The organism is Methylorubrum thiocyanatum, from assembly GCA_014138645.1.
In the GTDB taxonomy this organism is placed as follows: Bacteria; Pseudomonadota; Alphaproteobacteria; order Rhizobiales; family Beijerinckiaceae; genus Methylobacterium; species Methylobacterium thiocyanatum.
Map to the genome: position 1 here is coordinate 661,226 of JACJIB010000001.1, position 17,173 is coordinate 678,398.

Below are 17,173 nucleotides of genomic sequence, written 5' to 3' on the forward strand. Positions count from 1 at the left end.
AGCGCGCCCTGCGCGCCCGCCCTCAGCAGGAGAGCCGCGCATGAGCACGCAGCCGGGGTTCAAATCGCCGGCGGATTGCCCCGCCATCATTCCGGTCTTCCCGCTGCCGGGGGCGCTGCTCCTGCCGCGGGGGCAGATGCCGCTCAACATCTTCGAGCCGCGCTATCTCGCCATGGTCGACGACGCCCTGCGCTCCGAGCGGATCATCGGCATGATCCAGCCGGACCTGGACGGGGGCGGCTCGCCGCTCTCGCCCCGGCTGTACCGGGTGGGCTGCGCCGGGCGGATCAGCCAGTTCGCCGAAACCGGTGACGGGCGCTACCTGATCTCGCTCACCGGAGTCAGCCGCTTCCGCGTCGAGAGCGAACTCGCCGTCACCACCGCCTACCGCCGCTGTCAGGTCTCCTACGACGCCTTCGCCCAGGATTTCGAGGCGCGGGCCGGGGAGGAGGCGGTCGATCGCGAGGGGGTGCTGCGGACCCTGCGCAACTTCATCGAGGCCAACGAGCTTCAGGTCGATTGGGCCGGCATCGAGGAGGCGCCGAACGAGGCGCTGGTCAACGCGCTCTGTATGATGAGCCCGTTCGGCGTGCGCGAGAAGCAGGCGATGCTGGAAGCGCCCGACCTCAAGACCCGGGCCGAGGTTCTGATCGCCGTGACCGAGATGGAACTGGTCCGCGCCAGCGGCTCCGAGCCGACGCTGCAATAGTCTTTTGTCATTGAGGCGTCCCGCCGTTTCGCCGGCTGGAAGCCCGCCCCAGAGAAGCGACGAACATCATGGCCGATACCTCCACTCCGCCCGTCGAGGCGACCCGGGTCGATCCCCGCCTGCTCGAACTCCTGGTCTGTCCGCTGACCAAGGAACCGCTGGAATACGATTCGGCCCGCGAGGAGCTGATCAGCCGATCCGCGAAGCTGGCCTACCCGATCCGCGACGGCATCCCGATCATGCTGCCGGAAGAGGCGCGCTCGCTCACGGAGTAAGACCCCGACTTCTCCCCTCTCCGTTGGCAGGATGGAGAGGGGACGGTCCGGCCAGGTCCGGCCAAGTCCGGCCACGCAAAAAGGGCGCCCGGCTCTCGCCGGGCGCCCTTTCGTTTTGCGGGTGGGGACGGTTAGCGTCCCTGCTGGATCGCCGAGAGCAGCCAGGGGCCGCCGGGCTCGCGCACGAAGGTCCAGAACTCCTTGGCCTCCTGCGGACCGTTCTCGACATGGCGGTTGGTGGCGCGCTCGAACACCTCATCGCGCAGGGAGAAGCGCATGGCGACGGTGGCGAACTCCACCCGGCCCTCGCGCCACGCCTCGGACAGGTCGCCCTGGAGCAGCTTCACATCCGAGATGCGGTTGACCACGCCGCGAGCGGCGTTGGCGCGCAGGTCTTCCTCGAAATAGCCGACCATCTCCGGCGTCGCGAGGCGGCGCAGGGCGGCGACGTCCTCGCGGCCATAGGCGGCCTGGATCTCGTTGAGCGAGCGCTCGAAGGCCTGGAAGTCGTCCGGCTGGACCTGCACCGGCTGCGGACGGGCAGCGCCGCCGCCATAGCCGCCGCCCATCGGGTTCATCCCGGGATTGGCGCCGCCCTGCGGCGGCGGCCCGGAGCGGGCGTAGGCGCTGTTGGCGGCCATGGCGGGCTGGCCCTCCTGACGACGGCGGAAGAAGCGCACCGCCAGCATCACGAGGAGCGCGATCAGGCCGATCTGGAAGATCAGGCCGATGAACGAGCCGATGCCGCCGAGGCCGCCGGACAGGCCGGCGCCGAGCAGCGCGCCGATCAGGCCCGCGCCGAGCATGCCGCCGAGGAAGCCGCCGCCGAAGCGCGAGCCGCGGTTCTGCGCCGCCATGCCGGGATTGTTGAAGCCGGGGCTCGGGCTCGTCTGCGAGCGCTGGATCGGGCCCATCGCGCCCGGCGAGGTCGCGGTGGAGGGCGGCGCGCTGAAGGTCTTCGAGCCGCGCGAGCCCATGCCGCCACCGCCGCCCGGCCGCGCATCGACGGCGGGCGCTGCCAGAGCGAGCGAGGCCGCAAGCGCAAGGAGGGTCACGACGCGCCGACGGCGCGCGGGGGAGGATGTCATGGGTCAAAACCTCGGGTTCAGCGTGGAGGGAAGGGACAGCCCCTTGTAGATGGGGGCGTCCGAACGGGATTTTTAGTCCCGATCGGCGCCTGCATTTCGAACGGTTAAGACTGTCTCACGCTTCGCCGGGACGCGGCGCGTGCGACCCCGCACCGGAGCGGCGTCAGCGTGCGGCCGGGAAGACCAGCCGCACGCTGGCGCCCTCGCCGGGACGGCTCTCGATGGAGATCGTGCCGTTCTGGCGCTTCATCAGTCCGTGGACGATGGCGAGCCCGGCGCCGCGGCCGGATTCGCGGGTGGTGGCGAAGGGGGCGAGCGCCCGCGACAGCATCTCCGGCGACAGGCCGTGCCCGGTATCCGACACCGTGAGGCCGACCGCTCCGGCCTCCGGCCGCTGCAGCGAGCGGTCCCCCGGTTCCACGGCGAACAGCGCCACGCGGATGCGGCCCTGTCCCGCCATGGCCTCGCAGGCATTGGCGAGGAGGTGGCCGAGCGCCAGTTCGAGCTGGATCGGGTGGCACAGGGCCGGCGGAAGATCCTCCGGGATCGACAGGTCGAGCGCGATTCCCGGCGGCAGGGTAGGGCGGAGCCGGTCGAGGCCCGCCTGCACCGCCGCGCCGAGATCGACCGGGCGCACGTCCGGAGCGATCCGCCGGGAATGGGCGAGGAGCTGGCGGGTGAGCACCGCGGCCCGCTCGGAGGCTTCGGTGGAGCGGGTGATGGCCCGCTGGATGAACGGCTCTGGCCGGTCACCGAGGCGCCGCTTCAGCCCGTCGATGTAGCCGATCAGGATCTGCAGGAAGTTGTTGAACTCGTGCGCGACGCTGTTGGTCAGCAGCCCGAGCGCCTCCCGCTGCCGCGACAGGGCCAGGGCGTCCTCCGCGTCGCGCCGCCGCGTCACGTCCACGATCTGGCCGAGGAGGCGCGGGGTGGGGCCGGGCAGGGCGGCGAGGTGGATCTCGCCCCAGAACGAGGCGCCGGTGCCGCGGGCGAACAGCAGCTCGAAGCAACCCGTCTCGCCGCGGACCAGCGCCTCGCGCAAGGGGAGCCAGCCGGCATGATCGCCGTGGCGGCAGGCGAGGGCCTCGATCCCGTGGCCGACCAACGCGGCCTCGTCGAGGCCGGTCAGCGCCAGCAGGGCGGCGTTGACGCCCGCGATCGCCGGCCCGGCCTCCGCCGCCTCCAGGATGAGCGCGGGCAGCGGGAGCAGGGCGAGAAGGCCGGCCTCGGCCCCCGCGTCCGGGGTGGGAGGTCGGATGGCGTCGGAGGGCATCATGCGGCGGCGCCGTCAGGCAAGGCGGGGCCGGCCGGGCGCGGGGGCGCCCGTCGGGACGGCGAGCGGGTGGAGATCGTTTCAAGGCGCGGCGCGAACATGCCCTTCAACGCCCGAACGGCGATCCGGATCAGCGGTTGGCGGTGGTGACGGGCGAGGTGTCGCCGTTGAGACTCACCCAGGCCTTGCCGTCCTGTCCCTCGCGCTTGACGAAGCTGTAGCCGGTGCGCTGCCAGGGCAGCACCGCGTTGGTCTTGTTGTCGAGGATCAGGTCGCCGCGGTCGGTGCGGACCATCAACACCGCATGCCCCTCGCCGATCTCGTCGATCACCACCGTCATGCGCAGTGCCCGGCGCGGCAGGCGCCGCTCCACCAGCATCCGGCGCTTGAGGAGCTGGATGTCCTCGCAATCGCCGAAGCCGTCATCGGGGAAGTCCCAGCGATCGACGACCCCCCAATGGGCCATGTCGGTGATCGGCTTGATGCGGGCATTGACCCGGCGGTTCACGGTGGTGAGCGTGTGCCAGAGCGCGGGCGTCAGAACGACGAGCGCCGGCTCGCCGAGGTCGACGGTGCATTCGGACGGGTAGCGGGCGCAGAAATCGTTCCAGGCGGCGACGGGCCGGGCCGGCGCACCGGGATCGGCGGCAGTCCCCGCCTCGGGCAAACCGGCGGTGCGGGCTTGGCTCGGCTGGACCGGTGCCGCGGCGCCGCCGATCAGCAGCGTGGCGCCGACGAGGGACAGATGGGCCGCCCGGCGAAGGCGCCGCCCCACGTTCCCGCGGGGGAACGCCGATCCGTCGCCGACGCTCCGAAGCACCGCGTACCGCATGGCCGACCGTCCTGCAGCCCCTGTATCCCGGCAAAGCTTGCACGGGCCGAGGCCCGGCTCAATACGAAAATGAAGGAAGGGTGAAGGCGGATTGCCGCTTTCGCGGGTCATGGCGGGACAACCTCGCTCGGGCTGGCAAACCGGCCACACCGGCGGCCCGGTCCCCGCTGGCCGAGCGGGAGCGGCCCACGAAGCGGGCCGCGGATCAGCGGTTCGCCGTGGTGACGGGAGAGCTTGCCCCGCCCAGCGAAACCCATGCCAGGGCGTCCTGCCCCTCGCGCTTGATGAAGACGTAGCCGGTCTCGTGCCAGGCCATCACGGCGTTGGTCTTGTTGTCGAGGATGTAGTCCCCGCGGTCGGTGACGAGGGTGAGCACGGCATGGCCCTCGCCCTTCTCGTCGATCACCACGGTCATCCGCATCGCCCGGCGCGGCAGGCCCGCCGCGGCCAGCATCCGGCGCTTGAGGAGCTGATAATCCTCGCAGTCGCCGCGGCCGTCCTCGGCGAGATCCCAGCGGTCGGGGCGGCCCCAATGCTCCTGATCGGTGACGGGCTCGATGGTCCGGTTCACCCGGCGGTTGACCGAGACGATGGTCGACCAGATCGCGGGGGTCAGCGTGATGCGGGCCGGCTCATTCCGGTCGAAGGCGCATTCGGCCGGGTAGGACTGGCAGAACTCGGTCCAGGCCAGGATCGGCCGGGCCTCGGCGCCGGGGGTGAGGCCGGCGCCGGCCGCGGGGAGCGCGGCCATCGTCTGCGCGGTGGCCTGGGTCGCGGCGGCGTCGCAGAGGAAGCCGAGGCAGAGGGCGAGCATCGCCAGCAGCCCCGTCTTGAGATGATCCGTCCCGGTGGTGCGCATCGCGGCGTTTCCTTCGAACGCGGCCAGGATGTCGCCGCACCCCCTCCGCCGCGCTGAAGCCGATCCGCGCAATTTTATCGATTCGCCCGCGCCACGATCCGCTCCTGCGCAAGGGCGAATTGCGGCTCACGGATCCGCGGCAAATGCCGGGGATCGCGTTAGGCACCGGGAAACCCTGAGGAGGGGCGGACGAGCGGCGGTCCGGGGCGACGGCCGGCGAACCCGGCGCCGGAGGCGCGGGCCGGAGGCAGGCCATTCCCGACGAGATTCGATGCCCGATCCGGCGCGACATCGCGGATGGAGGCCGGGTCGTGCTTTGCAAAGACGGAACGACGGCCGTCGGGGATCGGCGAGCCTGCACAGTAGCGTCGCTCGAAGGGGGCTCTGCCCGCTCGACGGCGCGCGGCGGAGTCCGGCAGCCGCTTCGATGCGGGGCTTAAGCCCGCATCGCCGTCAGAGGGTGATGCCCTCGTGGAAGCGGTCGGGCGAGATCGGCAGCATGAACTGGGCGCCGATGCCGCCCTCGAAGTAGCGCACCACGCGCCCCGGCGTGGAGCCGACCAGGAGATGCGTGCCGATGGGCGGCGCGGAGGCGGTCGCGAGCGCCACGCCCGACATCGAGATGTCGATGATCCGGGCGGCGATGAAGCGGCCGTTCTCCAGACGCAGGGTCACGCCGGGCTGGTTCGGCACGAGGCGCTCGTTGGTGCGGCCCTCCGGCAGGCCGAGACTCTCGCGGTTGGCGAGCCACATAAGCTGCGAGGCGATCTTGTCGCGCTTGCGCGGCGTCGCGTTGATCCGCATCGCGAAGCCCCCCGGCGGGTGGCGCACGATGACGCCCTCGAGCCGGCCGATCTGTTCGAGATAGAGCACGACACGTTCGCCGAGGGCACCGATCACCGCGCAGGTCAGCCGGACGCCGCCGGGCGACATATCCACGGTCTGACACGGATATTCGCGCCGGTCGGCCAGCATGTAGCGGCCGAGCAGAGTCGCGCGCACCCGCTGATGCCGACGCTGCTCGGCGGCATAGTCAGGCAGGAGGGGGGCCATCCCGGATCGGGAAAGCTCGGTCATGTCAGCTCGGCGGTCTCGATGTCCCGACCGAATCACTACTCGCGCTGCGGTTACAAAAGACTTATTTCCAACCAGAGCCCTGTCTTGCGGGTCACGATGGCGCGATGCGGCGACGGCCGCCGCCGCCGATCCGCCTCGGTGACAGCATTCCGGACAACCGGCTGGACCGTCGGAGGCTATCCGTCGTCGCAGCGCAACGGCGCGGAGCGCATTCCGGCGAATCGAAGCATGAGCCGTGCGATGCCAAGCTGATGCCATCCGGTCCGATACGGTTCTCGACGAGGACCGTCGACCGCAATCAGCGCGCAAGACGAGACGAGGCCGCGTGGGATCAGGCGTTGCCGCGCCCGCCCTCGTGGACCAGCAGGTGACCGAACCGGACGGGCCGGGCGTCGTTGGCGGGCTCGGGCAGGGTCTCGACGAAGCTCCGCATCGCCGCAGGCTCCGGCGCGACCGTGTCGAGCACCCGCAGGGACACGGTCTCGACCCGCAGGATCGGGCGGCTTCCGAGCCAGGTCGGGATGCAGTGGGGGCTCAGAGCGCCGAGGATGCGCGCCTGGGTCTTGCCTCGGTGGCGCAGGGGCAGGAGCAGCAGTTCGAGGTCGAGGGCTTCGTCCCGGGCGGTGAAGCCGGTCAGTCCCGCCACCATGCCGACGGTGTCGTCGGTGACGGTCTCGACGAATTGCCACGGATTGGGGAAGGGCTGCGGCGGCCCGCCCCAGAGATCGACGAAGGAGCTGCCGCGCAACTCGCGCCCGAACAGGGCGCAGAGACGGGTCCCGGCGAGACGCACCGCGCTCGACCGCCGGGACGGATCGGTTTCCAGGATGAAGCTGTCGGCGAGCAGGTTGCGGATCTCGCCGGGCTCGATCTCGCCCCGCTCCGGCGCGGCCCGCTCCCCGCGCAGCCGGTCCCAATAGGCGTGAAGCTGACGGCTGGTCGGATGCTTCATGATGTTCCGCATCGGTACGGCCCGGGTCTGAAAGGGGCTCGGTGTCTGGTCGTCACGGCACGAAAAGCCTCTCGGCGCGCCGCTTCCTGTCATCGTCCGCACACCCTATGCCGTCCCGTCCCGGCACGCTCGCGCAACCCATCCTTAACCTTAACGAGCGGTGGACCGGTTCGCCGGCATTTGACGGGTTCTGTGCCCGATTGGACCTTGCGGGGCCGCCCCTCCCGCCGACATGGTGCGGCATGGATGCCTCTCCCGATCTGCCGCGCCAGGGCCGCGTTCCCGTCTTCAACCTGCCGGGGATCGTCACGATCTCGATCGCGGTCCTGGCCGCGATCCACGGTCTCCGCAGCGTCCTGCCGGACGAGACCGACCTGTCGGTGCTCCTGAACCTCGCCTTCATCCCCGCCCGCTGGACCGCCGCGTTCGATCCCGGATCGGCGGCCGAGATCATCCGGGCGGCGGGGGAGGGGGCGGGCGGGCCCGAGATCGCCTCGGCACGGCAGGACTTCGCCCGCTATCTCGTCGCCGATCCGTCGGCGATGCCCTGGACCGGCGCGACCTATGCCCTGCTGCACGGCTCCTGGGTCCACCTGATCTTCAACGCGGTGTGGCTCGCCGTCTTCGGCACCCCGGTGGCGCGCCGCTACGGCGTCCTGCGCTACGGCTTGCTGGCGCTCGCCGGCATCGTCGCGGGCGCCGTCGTCCACCTCCTCGTCGATCCCTACAGCCTCATGCCCCTGGTCGGCGCCTCGGCCGGCATCTCGGCCCTGATGGCGGCGGCGGCCCGCTTCGTGTTCCAGCCTCCGCCGGCCTTCGTCGCCGGGGCGCCCTGGCAGCTCCCGCCGCGGCCGAGGCTGCAGACGATTCCCGAACTGATGCGCAACCGCCCGGCGGTGCTGTTCCTCGCCGTCTGGTTCGTCACCAACCTGCTGTTCGGCGTCCTCGCGCTCCCGCTCGGAGGCAATGAGGGGCCGATCGCCTGGGACGCGCATCTCGGCGGCTTTGCCGCCGGCTTCTTCCTGCTGCCGCTGATGGAACGGGGTTCTATCCGTCCGCACGGATAAAAGATCGTCGCGGAGTACGCCCCGCGCATTCGCGGCCAGCCTGAAGGGAGCAGGCAAACTAGAGTTGCATCAAGAGCTTAGGAAAAGCCTGACACCGGTCTGTGTGTCGCCACTGCCACGTTGGGATTATTTGGAATTGAGGCGGCAATAAAACGTGCCACTCGCCCGTCGATAAAACGAACGAAGCCGGATTAAAACCAAACTATCAAATGTTTGCTTCGTTCCTGATGGAGAGTGGATCCCGGTGAAACATCGCGCAGCCGTCATCGCCCGTCTCGGGCTCGCCCTATCCGCCGCGTGGGGCCTCGGCGGCACAACCGCCCATGCCGCCTCCGCCGCGCAGCCCGGCCAGACCATCGGCGTGCCGTTCGGTGCGCCGTTCCCCAAGGGCTTCTACGCCGTGAACCTGTCGAGTTTCGGCGTGCGCGAGACCGCGCCGCTCGATTCCGAGAGCAACGTCAACCTGCCGACCCTGCTGTGGGCGACGCCCTTCTCCGTCCTCGGCGGACAGGTGCAGTTCGTCTTCGTTGCGCCCATCGCCGCCTCCAGCGTGCGGGGCAACCCCTATAACAGCGGCTGGGGCCAGCCCCTGCTGGCGGGTCAGCTCGCCTGGGATCTCGGCGAGGGCGTCGGCGTCAGCTATCTCCTCGGCGGCTACCTTCCCTGGGACACGCGCTTCCTGACGCAGTCGCCCTCGCTGAGTCACCGCTTCGCGATCACCTATGCCGCCAACGATTGGGCGATCACCGCCAACCTTCTCTACGGCCACATCCTCGAGCCGCGCTCGCCCAACGGCGTGCTCTATCCCGACTACCTCAACCTCGACGTCACCCTGACGAAGAAGTTCGGCAAGTGGCAGGTCGGCCCGGTCGCCTTCGGCTCGACCGATCTCAAGACCAACGTCGTCGGCTACCGGCAGCAGGGCCAGATCGCGGTCGGCGGCCTCGTCGGCTACAATTTCGGCTTCATGAACGTTCAGGGCTACGTCACCCGTGACGTGGCCGAGCGCAACTACGGCGGCAAGGAGACCCGCGGCTGGCTGCGCATCGTCGTCCCGTTCCTGCAGGACAAGAGCGAGGTTCAGCCGAACCGCACCCTGATCACCCGGCGTCAGGCCGAGGGCAGGTAAGCGCCTCTCTCCTCCATCAGTGATCCGATCCAAGCCGATTCCGACGGTGCTGCCGTCGGGGTCGGCTTTTTTCGTTGCCGTATGCCCCCGTACCGGTCCGGATGCGGCGATGTCCGCGAGAGGAGCCGCCGGCCGCGCGATCCCGATCCCAGCGCCACCCGCTACCTGGCGGAACTGAACTTTTCTTCCAGTTTTGTTCTTTCATGAACAATGGTGCCGCCTCCGGTGCTTGCCAGAGCGGCCAAGGCGCCACACAATCGCCGCAGAGAGCCGGGGCCAACCCGGTCGAGTCCGCTCCCGCACCGCGGGCTGACGGTGCGGTCCATCAGGGAGGAGACTTCATGACCGTTGCGCGTATCCTGGCAGAGAAGGGCAGTTCCGTCGTCACGGTGCCGCCGCATCGCACCATCGACGAGGCGATCCACCTGCTGGCCGAGAAGCAGATCGGCGCCCTCGTGGTCGGCGACGCCGGAGGGCGCGTGATCGGCATCCTGTCCGAGCGTGACGTGATGCGGGCCTTGGCGAGCGAAGGCGCCTCGGCCCTCGACCGGCCGATCTCACATTACATGACCGCGAAGGTCGTCACCTGCACCCGGCGCGCCAGCATCGAGGACGTGATGGAGACGATGACGGAGGGCCGCTTCCGCCACCTGCCGGTGGTCGAGGACGGGCACCTCGTCGGCGTCGTCTCGATCGGCGACGTGGTGAAGCGCCGGATCGCCACGGTCGAGGCCGAGCACCGGGCGATGCGCGACTACATCACGATGGCCTGATCCTGGACTTCGTCCTGGGCCCGAGGGCGCGGCGGCCTCAACTGCGCGCCGCCGCGCCCTCGATCATGCGCCGGATCTCCGGCAACGCCGCCCGTACCGCCTGACGGCCGAGGGTGATTCCGTCGGCCGCGCGATGGAACTCGAACTGTCCGAACTCGGCGAGGAGCGGCCGGATCGCCACGTCCGGCGGGTCGCTCGCGAGTCGCGCCCGGGAGATCCGGTCCTGGGTGATGTTGAAGGCGTCGAGCATCACGCGGGCCACGCCGGGGCTGGGCCGGCCGGCGGACAGGTCCGGTGCCGGTCTGCGGCGGCGGCCCATGAGGCGCCGGCTCGCCCCGCTCAGCAGGCCCCAGCGGCCCCGGCGGCGCACGGTCGCCTCCAGGGTCTGCTCGATCGCCCGCTCGACCGGCACGTCGGCCTCGTCGAGCCCGGGATCGTCCCGTTCCGGCCGGATCACCCGGGCGGGTGCGCGGGTCTCGCAGGCGAGGTTCACGCAGATCACGAGGTCGGCGCCGAGTTCGCGGGCCAAGCGCACGGGCACCGGGTTCACCAGCGTTCCGTCCATCAGCAGGCGTCCCTCGAAGGCGACCGGAGGAAAGATGCCGGGGATGGCGTAGGAGGCCCGCACCGCCTCGACCAGCGAGCCGCGAGAGAGCCAGACCTCGTGGCCGGTGCCGAGTTCGGTCGCCACGCTGGCAAAGCCGAGGCGCAGATCCTCGATGCGCAGGCCTTCGAGTTCGCGGGCGAGCCGGCGGCGCAGGCGCTCGCCTGCGATCAAACCCGAGCCGGTGATGCGCGGGTCGAGCAGGCCGACGACCCGGCGGCGGGTGAGGGAGAGCGCGAAGTCCTTGAGACTGCCGATGTGCCCGGCGGCGTAGGCCCCGCCCACGACGGCGCCGATGGAGCAGCCGGCCACCACCTCCGGATAGATCCCGGCCTCCTCCAGACCTTCGATCACGCCGATATGCGACCAGCCGCGGGCCGAGCCGCCGCCGAGGGCGAGACCGATGCGGGGGGAGCGGAAACGGGGCGCCACCGGTTCCACGGCCCCATCCGGAAAGCGGGGCACGGCGGAACGGGACGCCTCGAACATCATCGCTCCGGATCGGCGGGCACGAGGGCGATGGTGCCGGTCGCGGGATCGCGTCGGACCGCGCGGTAGAAGCAGGAGCGGCGGCCGGTATGACAGCAGCCGCCATCGCCCCCGACGTCGACGCGGATCAGGATCGCGTCCTGATCGCAATCGACCCGCATCTCCACGACGCGCTGGACCTGCCCGGAGGTCGCGCCCTTGTGCCAGAGTTCGCCGCGGGAGCGCGACCAGTACCACGCCTCCCCGGTCTCCAGGGTGCGCCCGAGCGATTCGGCGTTCATGTGGGCGAGCATCAGCACGCGGCCGTCCTGCGCATCGACGGCGATGCAGGCCACGAGCCCGTCCGGGCCGAAGCGCGGCGTCAGGGCCGCTCCCTCCTCGACCTCGGCGCGGGTGCCGGGGGACGCGAAACGCTCGGTCATGATGGGCAAGCCCGGCCGCCTCAGCCCTTCTGGTTCCGCACGAAGGTCAGGAAGCGGACCTGCTCGGACGGATCGGTCCTGTAGACGCCGCGGAACTGGGTGGTGATGGTGGACACACCGGCCTTCTGCACGCCGCGCATCGCCATGCAGAGGTGCTCCGCCTCGACCATCACGGCGCAGCCGCGGGGCTGAAGGATGCTTTCGATGGTGTCGGCGATCTGCGCCGTCATCGTCTCCTGCGTCTGCAGGCGGCGGGCGAAGGCATCGACCACGCGGGCGAGCTTGGAGAGGCCGACCACGCCCTTGGTGGGATAGTAGGCGATGTGGGCGAGCCCCATGAACGGCACCATGTGGTGCTCGCAATGCGAGTAGAATGGGATGTCGCGCACCAGCACGGCGTCCGAATAGCCCTCGACTTCCTCGAAGACGCGCTCCAGCAAAGCGTCCGCGTCGGCGCGGTAGCCGCCGAAGATCTGCTCGTAGGCCTTCACCACGCGGGCGGGCGTGTCGAGCAGCCCCTCGCGGGTCGGGTCGTCGCCGGCCCAGCGCAGCAGCGTGCGCACGGCGGCCTCCGCCTCCTGCCGGCTCGGACGGCCGAGCGCGACCTCGTTCGGCACCCGCTGGGCCGAATCGGGCAGGGGCGCGATATCGGGGGCGCTCTCGGGGCGGCCGGGATCGTTGGCGCCGCGCATCCCCTGCAAGCCGACCGCGCTCATGCGGCGTTCGTCGTCGCTCATGCCGTAGGACAGGGATTTGAGGGCGGCATCCATGGCATCTCCGGCCTTCGCCACACGCGCCTTCATGGTCGTGCTGTCAGGCTTGGCGTACATCGTCGATCCGTCCCGGCGTCTTAAACCTTTAAGTGCCGACGCCCTCGAACGATCCGAATCCTGGGCCAGGGCGTGACCGGGGCCGACGGCGCCATTCTCGCGGAACGGCGGTGTCGCGCCTATATCGTCGCAATCGCGTCGCCGCGCAATGCGTGGCATGCGTATCTGGCTCAACGATTCCTTGACGCTCACCCGAGGGCGCCCGCGAGAGGCGTGTCAGCGATGATCGACGACATCTACAACCGCCGCATCCTGGAACTCGCCGCCGACATCCCCCGCCTCGGCCGGCTGGAGGCGCCGGACGCCACCGCCACCGCCCATTCCAAGCTCTGCGGCTCGACCGTGACCGTCGATCTCAAGCTCGACGCGGACGGCGTCACGGTTGCCGATTTCGCCCATGACGTGAAAGCCTGCGCGCTCGGTCAGGCCTCCTCCTCGCTCATGGCCCGCCATGTCGTCGGCGCGAGCGCGGACGAATTGCGCGCGGTCCGCGCCCGGATGCGGGCGATGCTGAAGGAGAGCGGGCCGGTCCCGGACGGGAAATGGGCCGACCTCGCCGTATTGGAGCCGGTGCGGGACTTCCGCGCCCGGCACGCCTCGACGCTTCTGACCTTCGACGCGGTGGTGGACGCCCTCGATCAGATCGCCGCGCGGACGAATTCCGGCGCGCCCGAAGCGGCCTGAGCGTCATGGTCCGCCGGGCCGCGCACGGGGCGATCCGCGCCTACCAGCTCACGCTGTCCGGGCTGATCGGACGCCAGTGCCGGCACTGGCCGTCCTGTTCGGCCTATACCGACGAGGCGATCCAGCGGCACGGTCTCTGGGCCGGCGGCTGGATCGGTGTTGCCCGCATCTGCCGCTGCGGCCCGTTCGGCACCCACGGCATCGACCTCGTCCCCGAGCGCCTGCCGGAGCGGTCCGCGTGGCACCGCCCGTGGTCCTACGGCCGCTGGCGCGGCGTCGAGGCGCCGCCGCCCCTGACCTGCGAGGCGGTGGAGGACGGCTGATCGAACGCGTCGGCACCTCCGCCCCTCCGGCGAAAGGGCGGTCCTTCGTTTCGCCGCGCATGAAAAAAGCCCCGGCCTTTCGGCCGGGGCTTTCCTCGTCTCGGATCCTGCTTCGTCGCTTAGCGGCGGTCGCCCATCAGCGAGAGCAGGAACTGGAACATGTTGATGAAGTCCAGGTACAGCGTCAGGGCGCCGTTGACGGACATCTTGGCCGCGCCCTCGGCGTCGAGGCCGCTGTAGAGGTACATCTCCTTGAGCTTCTGCGTGTCGTAGGCGGTCAGGCCGGCGAAGATGAGCACGCCGATCACCGAGATCGCGAACTGGAGCGCGGACGAAGCCAGGAAGATGTTCACCAGCGAGGCGATGATCAGGCCGATCAGGCCCATGATCAGGAACGAGCCCATGCCCGACAGGCTGCGCTTCGTGGTGTAGCCGTAGAGGCTCAGGCCGCCGAAGGTCGCCGCCGTGATGAAGAACACCCGCACCACGCTGGCGCCCGTGAACACGAGCAGCAGGGTGGACATCGAGGCGCCCATCACCGCCGCGAAGGCCCAGAACATCATGCGTGCCGAAGAGGCCGACATGCGGTCCATCCGGAACGAGAACACGAAGATGAAGGCCAGCGGCGCCAGCATCAGCACCCACTTGAAGGGGCTGGTGTAGAGGAACTGCCCGAACGGGGTCAGGGCGAGGCGGCCGGCGCCGGTCTGCGCGACGGCGGCCATGTTGAGGGCCAGCGCCACGAGACCCGAGATCCCGAGGCCGACGACCATGTTGTTGTAGACGCCCAGCATGAAGCTGCGCAGGCCCTGGTCGACCTCGACCTGAGAGCCGGCGTACCCCTGCGGCTGGGCGCCGGCACGGAACGGGCTGTTGTCGAATGCCATGAAAGTTTCCCTTGGAAGCTCCCGGCGCGGACTTGTGTCGGGGCCCACGCGCGACCCCTGGCGCGTCGAGCGCGCCTCGTGGCCGAATATGTTCGCTGGAAGATCCATAAACAAGTGGCCCTCGAGGCAACGGCCGCGTTTTCAACCCTCACAGATGACGAAGATTTTCACGATCGAACGCGGATGAAAAACCGCGATCAAACGTAACGGGGTATTTTTCAGAACTGGCGGAGATACGGCGCCGGCCGCTGTCCCAGGATGCGCCACGTCCCCGCCAGCCCCACCACGACGGCGAAGACGACCGCGAAGGCGGCCACCGCCAGGGCGCCGACCGGGTCGGGCGCGAAGTCCAGGCGCATCACCCTGGCGACGATCACCCAGCCCGCGACCGAGCCGGCGAGGATGCCGAAGAGAGCCGTGATGAGCCCCAGCGCGCCGTATTCGAGGGCGTAGGCCGAGAGCAGCCGCATCCGCGTGGCGCCGAGCACCTTCAGCACCACCGCGTCGTAGAGCCGGGCGCGGTGGCCGGCGGCGAGCGCCCCGGCCAGCACCAGCAGGCTTGCCAGCACCGCGACGACGCTGGCGCCGCGGATCGCCAGGACCAGCTTGTGGACGAGGTCGTTGACCGCCTCCAGCGCATCCTTCACCCGCACGGAGGTCACCGAGGGGAAGGCCTTGGCCGCGTCGCGCACCACCTCCGCCTCCAGCTTCGGGTCCGGGCCGTCGGGCAGGGTCAGGGTCGCGAGATCGGCATGCGGCGCGCCGCGGAAGGTGCCGGGGGAGAACACCATCACGAAGTTGATGCCGAGCGAGCGCCACTCGATCTTGCGCAGGTTGGCGACCCGCGCGGTGATCGCGCGGCCGAGCACGTTGACCGTGACCGTGCTGCCGACCTTCAGCCCCAGGGCGCGGGCCAGTTCGACATCGAAGGAGACGAGCGGCTGGCGCGCCTCCTCCGTGTTCCACCACGTGCCTTCGACGATGCTCGAACCGTCGGGCGGGGTTTCGGCGTAGGTGATGCCCCGGTCGCCGTCGAGGACCCAGGCGGCGTCCTCCGGCGGCTTGATCTGTCCGGCCGGCACGCCGTCCAGCGCCGTGATCCGGCCGCGCATCATCGGCACCCGCTCGATCTTGGCGTTGGGCGCATGCGCTCCGAGGAAGGCGGAGAAGCTGTCCGCCTCCCGCGAGGGCACGTCGAGGAAGAACAGGCTCGGGGCGCGGCCCGGCAGCGAGCTTTCGAGGGCGCGGGTGATGTTGCTGTCGATGGCGCTGAGCGTCACCAGCAGGGTCGTGCCGAGACCGAGCGAGAGCACCACGGCCGGCGTCAGCGCACCGGGGCGGTGGAGGTTGGCCAGCGCCATGCGCGGCACCATGCCCTTCGGCCGCGGCAGGCGCGCGGCCCCGGCCATCAGCCCGGCCGCGACGAGGCGCAGCGCCCCGAAGGCGAGGGCGGCGGCGGCCATGAAGATCAGCGCTACCTTGCGGTCGAAGGCGGTGAAGAGCGCGAGGCCCGCAAGCGCGAGCAGGGCGGCGGCGAGCACCGCGAGGTAGCGCCAGCGCGGCCGGCGCGCGGCCGGATCCACGGCATCGCGGAACAGCCCCGCGACGGAGACGTCGTGGGCGCGCCCCAGCGGCAGGATCGCAAAGGCCAGCGCCGTCAGCAGGCCGTAGGCGGCCGCGAGCGCGAGGCGGGCCGGGGCGATCTCGGGGTTGAGCGGCAGCGGAAGCTGGTCACGGAGCGCGACGTCGAGCAGGAAGGGCAGGGCCGCGCCGACGGCGAGGCCGAGCGCGGTGCTGATCGCGGCGATCAGCATCACCTGGATCAGGTAGAGCCCGACGACCTGCGAGCCCGGCGCGCCGACGCTCTTGAGGGTCGCGATCGAGCTCTGCTTGCCATCGACGAAGGCGCGCACGGCATTCGCCACGCCGACCCCGCCGACGATGAGGGCGGTGAGGCCGACGAGCGTGAGGAACTGGGTGAAGCGCTCGATCCCCTTGGCGAAGCGCGGATCGGCGTTGTCGCGCGCGCGCATCTCGAACCCCGCCTCGGGCAGGGCCTTCTGCACCGCGGCGTTGACGGCGGTCAGGCGCGCGTCGTCGGATTGCGGCAGTTGCAGGCGGTAGGTGAAGCGGTTGAGGCTGCCCGGCTGGATCAGGCCGGTGGCGCGCAGGGCGGGCAGCGAGATCAGCAGGCGCGGGCCGAAGCCGATGCCGGAGCCGATCCGGTCGGGCTCCGAGACGAGGGCGGCGCGGATCTCGATCGGAAAGCCGCCGAGCGTCACCCGGTCGCCGGGTTTGAGACCGAGTCGGGTCAGCAGGGCCGGGTCGGCCACGGCGCCGTAGACGCCGTTCCGCTCGGCGATGAGATCCTGCACCGGGCCTTGCGGGTCGGTCTCGACCGTGCCGACCGCCGGATAGCTCGGATCGACCGCCTTCAGCTCGACCAGGGCCGCGCCGCCATCGCCCGCCACCGCCATGGCGCGCAGGCTCGCGACCTCCGAGACCGGCGCCTGCCCATCGAGCACGGCGCGCTCGGCCGGCGTCGCCTCGCGGTTGATCAGGCTGTAGGTGATGTCGCCGCCCAGGATCCGCCGCCCCTCGCGCCCGAGCCCGCCGGAGAGCGAGGCGGCGATCGAGGTGACGCCGCTGATCGCCGCGACGCCGAGCGCGATACAGGCGATGAACACCCGGAAGCCGGAGAGCCCGCCGCGCAGTTCGCGCAAGGCGAGTCTGAGGGTGAGCGGCAACCGGGCGGCGAGACCCGCGGGTGAGGGCGGGCCGGGGCGGGAGGCTTCCGGCCGGGACAGGGTGCCGTGCATGCGCGCTCAATCTGTTCGTGGCCGGTCCGACCGGCCCGGCCAATCTGGGCATTGACGCGGCGCACGCAACTGTCGCCACCG

The 17,173-nt window shown here is 70.5% G+C and carries 18 protein-coding genes; 7 read left to right on the forward strand and 11 right to left on the reverse strand.

All coding sequences use genetic code 11. The features are described from left to right. Window positions 1-40: 40 nt before the first annotated feature. Together HNR51_RS03085 and HNR51_RS03090 are read left to right on the forward strand one after the other, a co-directional pair. Window positions 41-709: an LON peptidase substrate-binding domain-containing protein gene (locus tag HNR51_RS03085; RefSeq protein ID WP_012454105.1), complete on the forward strand. Its 669-nt coding sequence runs from the start codon at window positions 41-43 to the stop codon at window positions 707-709. Window positions 710-777: 68 nt separating this feature from the next. Continuing rightward, window positions 778-984 (forward strand): Trm112 family protein, encoded by a 207-nt coding sequence (locus HNR51_RS03090; RefSeq protein ID WP_012454106.1) that lies wholly within the window; start codon window positions 778-780, stop codon window positions 982-984. 131 nt (window positions 985-1,115) lie between these two features. On the opposite strand, the gene HNR51_RS03095 is transcribed toward HNR51_RS03090, so the two are convergent. From HNR51_RS03095 to HNR51_RS03120, 6 genes are all read right to left on the reverse strand, one after another. Beyond that, window positions 1,116-2,072: a Tim44 domain-containing protein gene (locus tag HNR51_RS03095; protein WP_182553924.1), complete on the reverse strand. Its 957-nt coding sequence runs from the start codon at window positions 2,070-2,072 to the stop codon at window positions 1,116-1,118. Between the two features lie 163 nt (window positions 2,073-2,235). Further along, window positions 2,236-3,348 (reverse strand): ATP-binding protein, encoded by a 1,113-nt coding sequence (locus HNR51_RS03100; RefSeq protein WP_182553925.1) that lies wholly within the window; start codon window positions 3,346-3,348, stop codon window positions 2,236-2,238. Window positions 3,349-3,475: 127 nt separating this feature from the next. Beyond that, the gene (locus HNR51_RS03105) at window positions 3,476-4,177 is read right to left on the reverse strand and encodes a transglutaminase-like cysteine peptidase (RefSeq protein ID WP_182553926.1); all 702 of its coding nucleotides are present in this window, start codon (window positions 4,175-4,177) and stop codon (window positions 3,476-3,478) included. A gap of 205 nt (window positions 4,178-4,382) precedes the next feature. Further along, window positions 4,383-5,036, reverse strand: coding sequence for a transglutaminase-like cysteine peptidase (locus HNR51_RS03110; RefSeq protein WP_012454110.1), 654 nt, complete (start codon window positions 5,034-5,036; stop codon window positions 4,383-4,385). A 453-nt stretch (window positions 5,037-5,489) separates the two neighbouring features. Continuing rightward, complete coding sequence (locus HNR51_RS03115) at window positions 5,490-6,113, reverse strand: PilZ domain-containing protein (RefSeq protein ID WP_012454111.1); 624 nt, start codon at window positions 6,111-6,113, stop codon at window positions 5,490-5,492. Between the two features lie 331 nt (window positions 6,114-6,444). Beyond that, window positions 6,445-7,065, reverse strand: a complete 621-nt coding sequence (locus HNR51_RS03120) for a PAS domain-containing protein (protein ID WP_141951346.1) — start codon at window positions 7,063-7,065, stop codon at window positions 6,445-6,447. Between the two features lie 242 nt (window positions 7,066-7,307). On the opposite strand from HNR51_RS03120, the gene HNR51_RS03125 reads away from it, so the two are divergent. The 3 genes from HNR51_RS03125 (at window position 7,308) to HNR51_RS03135 (ending at window position 10,034) form a co-directional block, all read left to right on the forward strand. Further along, window positions 7,308-8,132, forward strand: a complete 825-nt coding sequence (locus HNR51_RS03125; RefSeq protein ID WP_182553927.1) for a rhomboid family intramembrane serine protease — start codon at window positions 7,308-7,310, stop codon at window positions 8,130-8,132. Window positions 8,133-8,376: 244 nt separating this feature from the next. Further along, window positions 8,377-9,261 (forward strand): transporter, encoded by an 885-nt coding sequence (locus HNR51_RS03130; protein ID WP_141951348.1) that lies wholly within the window; start codon window positions 8,377-8,379, stop codon window positions 9,259-9,261. 341 nt (window positions 9,262-9,602) lie between these two features. Continuing rightward, window positions 9,603-10,034: a CBS domain-containing protein gene (locus tag HNR51_RS03135; RefSeq protein ID WP_141951349.1), complete on the forward strand. Its 432-nt coding sequence runs from the start codon at window positions 9,603-9,605 to the stop codon at window positions 10,032-10,034. Window positions 10,035-10,071: 37 nt separating this feature from the next. On the opposite strand, the gene HNR51_RS03140 is transcribed toward HNR51_RS03135, so the two are convergent. The 3 genes from HNR51_RS03140 to folE are packed head-to-tail and all read right to left on the reverse strand — an operon-like array spanning window position 10,072 to window position 12,319. Next, window positions 10,072-11,130 carry a patatin-like phospholipase family protein gene (locus HNR51_RS03140; RefSeq protein ID WP_182553928.1) on the reverse strand — a complete coding sequence of 353 codons (1,059 nt, stop codon included), beginning with the start codon at window positions 11,128-11,130 and terminating at the stop codon, window positions 10,072-10,074. Further along, window positions 11,127-11,549, reverse strand: a complete 423-nt coding sequence (gene hisI / locus HNR51_RS03145; protein WP_182553929.1) for a phosphoribosyl-AMP cyclohydrolase — start codon at window positions 11,547-11,549, stop codon at window positions 11,127-11,129. The genes HNR51_RS03140 and hisI overlap by 4 nt, the downstream gene beginning before the upstream one ends. A 20-nt stretch (window positions 11,550-11,569) precedes the next feature. After that, a complete protein-coding gene (gene folE, locus HNR51_RS03150) occupies window positions 11,570-12,319 on the reverse strand; it encodes a GTP cyclohydrolase I FolE (protein WP_487047360.1) in 750 nt (249 codons plus the stop codon). 282 nt (window positions 12,320-12,601) lie between these two features. Here folE and HNR51_RS03155 point away from each other — a divergent pair, with 282 nt between their 5' ends. Both HNR51_RS03155 and yidD read left to right on the forward strand, forming a co-directional pair. Beyond that, window positions 12,602-13,063 carry an iron-sulfur cluster assembly scaffold protein gene (locus HNR51_RS03155; RefSeq protein WP_182553930.1) on the forward strand — a complete coding sequence of 154 codons (462 nt, stop codon included), beginning with the start codon at window positions 12,602-12,604 and terminating at the stop codon, window positions 13,061-13,063. Between the two features lie 5 nt (window positions 13,064-13,068). Then, window positions 13,069-13,386 carry a membrane protein insertion efficiency factor YidD gene (yidD, locus tag HNR51_RS03160; RefSeq protein WP_012454120.1) on the forward strand — a complete coding sequence of 106 codons (318 nt, stop codon included), beginning with the start codon at window positions 13,069-13,071 and terminating at the stop codon, window positions 13,384-13,386. A 119-nt stretch (window positions 13,387-13,505) separates the two neighbouring features. On the opposite strand, the gene HNR51_RS03165 is transcribed toward yidD, so the two are convergent. Both HNR51_RS03165 and HNR51_RS03170 read right to left on the reverse strand, forming a co-directional pair. After that, window positions 13,506-14,273, reverse strand: a complete 768-nt coding sequence (locus HNR51_RS03165) for a Bax inhibitor-1/YccA family protein (RefSeq protein ID WP_012454121.1) — start codon at window positions 14,271-14,273, stop codon at window positions 13,506-13,508. A 218-nt stretch (window positions 14,274-14,491) separates the two neighbouring features. Then, a complete protein-coding gene (locus tag HNR51_RS03170; protein WP_182553931.1) occupies window positions 14,492-17,092 on the reverse strand; it encodes an ABC transporter permease in 2,601 nt (866 codons plus the stop codon). Window positions 17,093-17,173 lie beyond the last annotated feature (81 nt).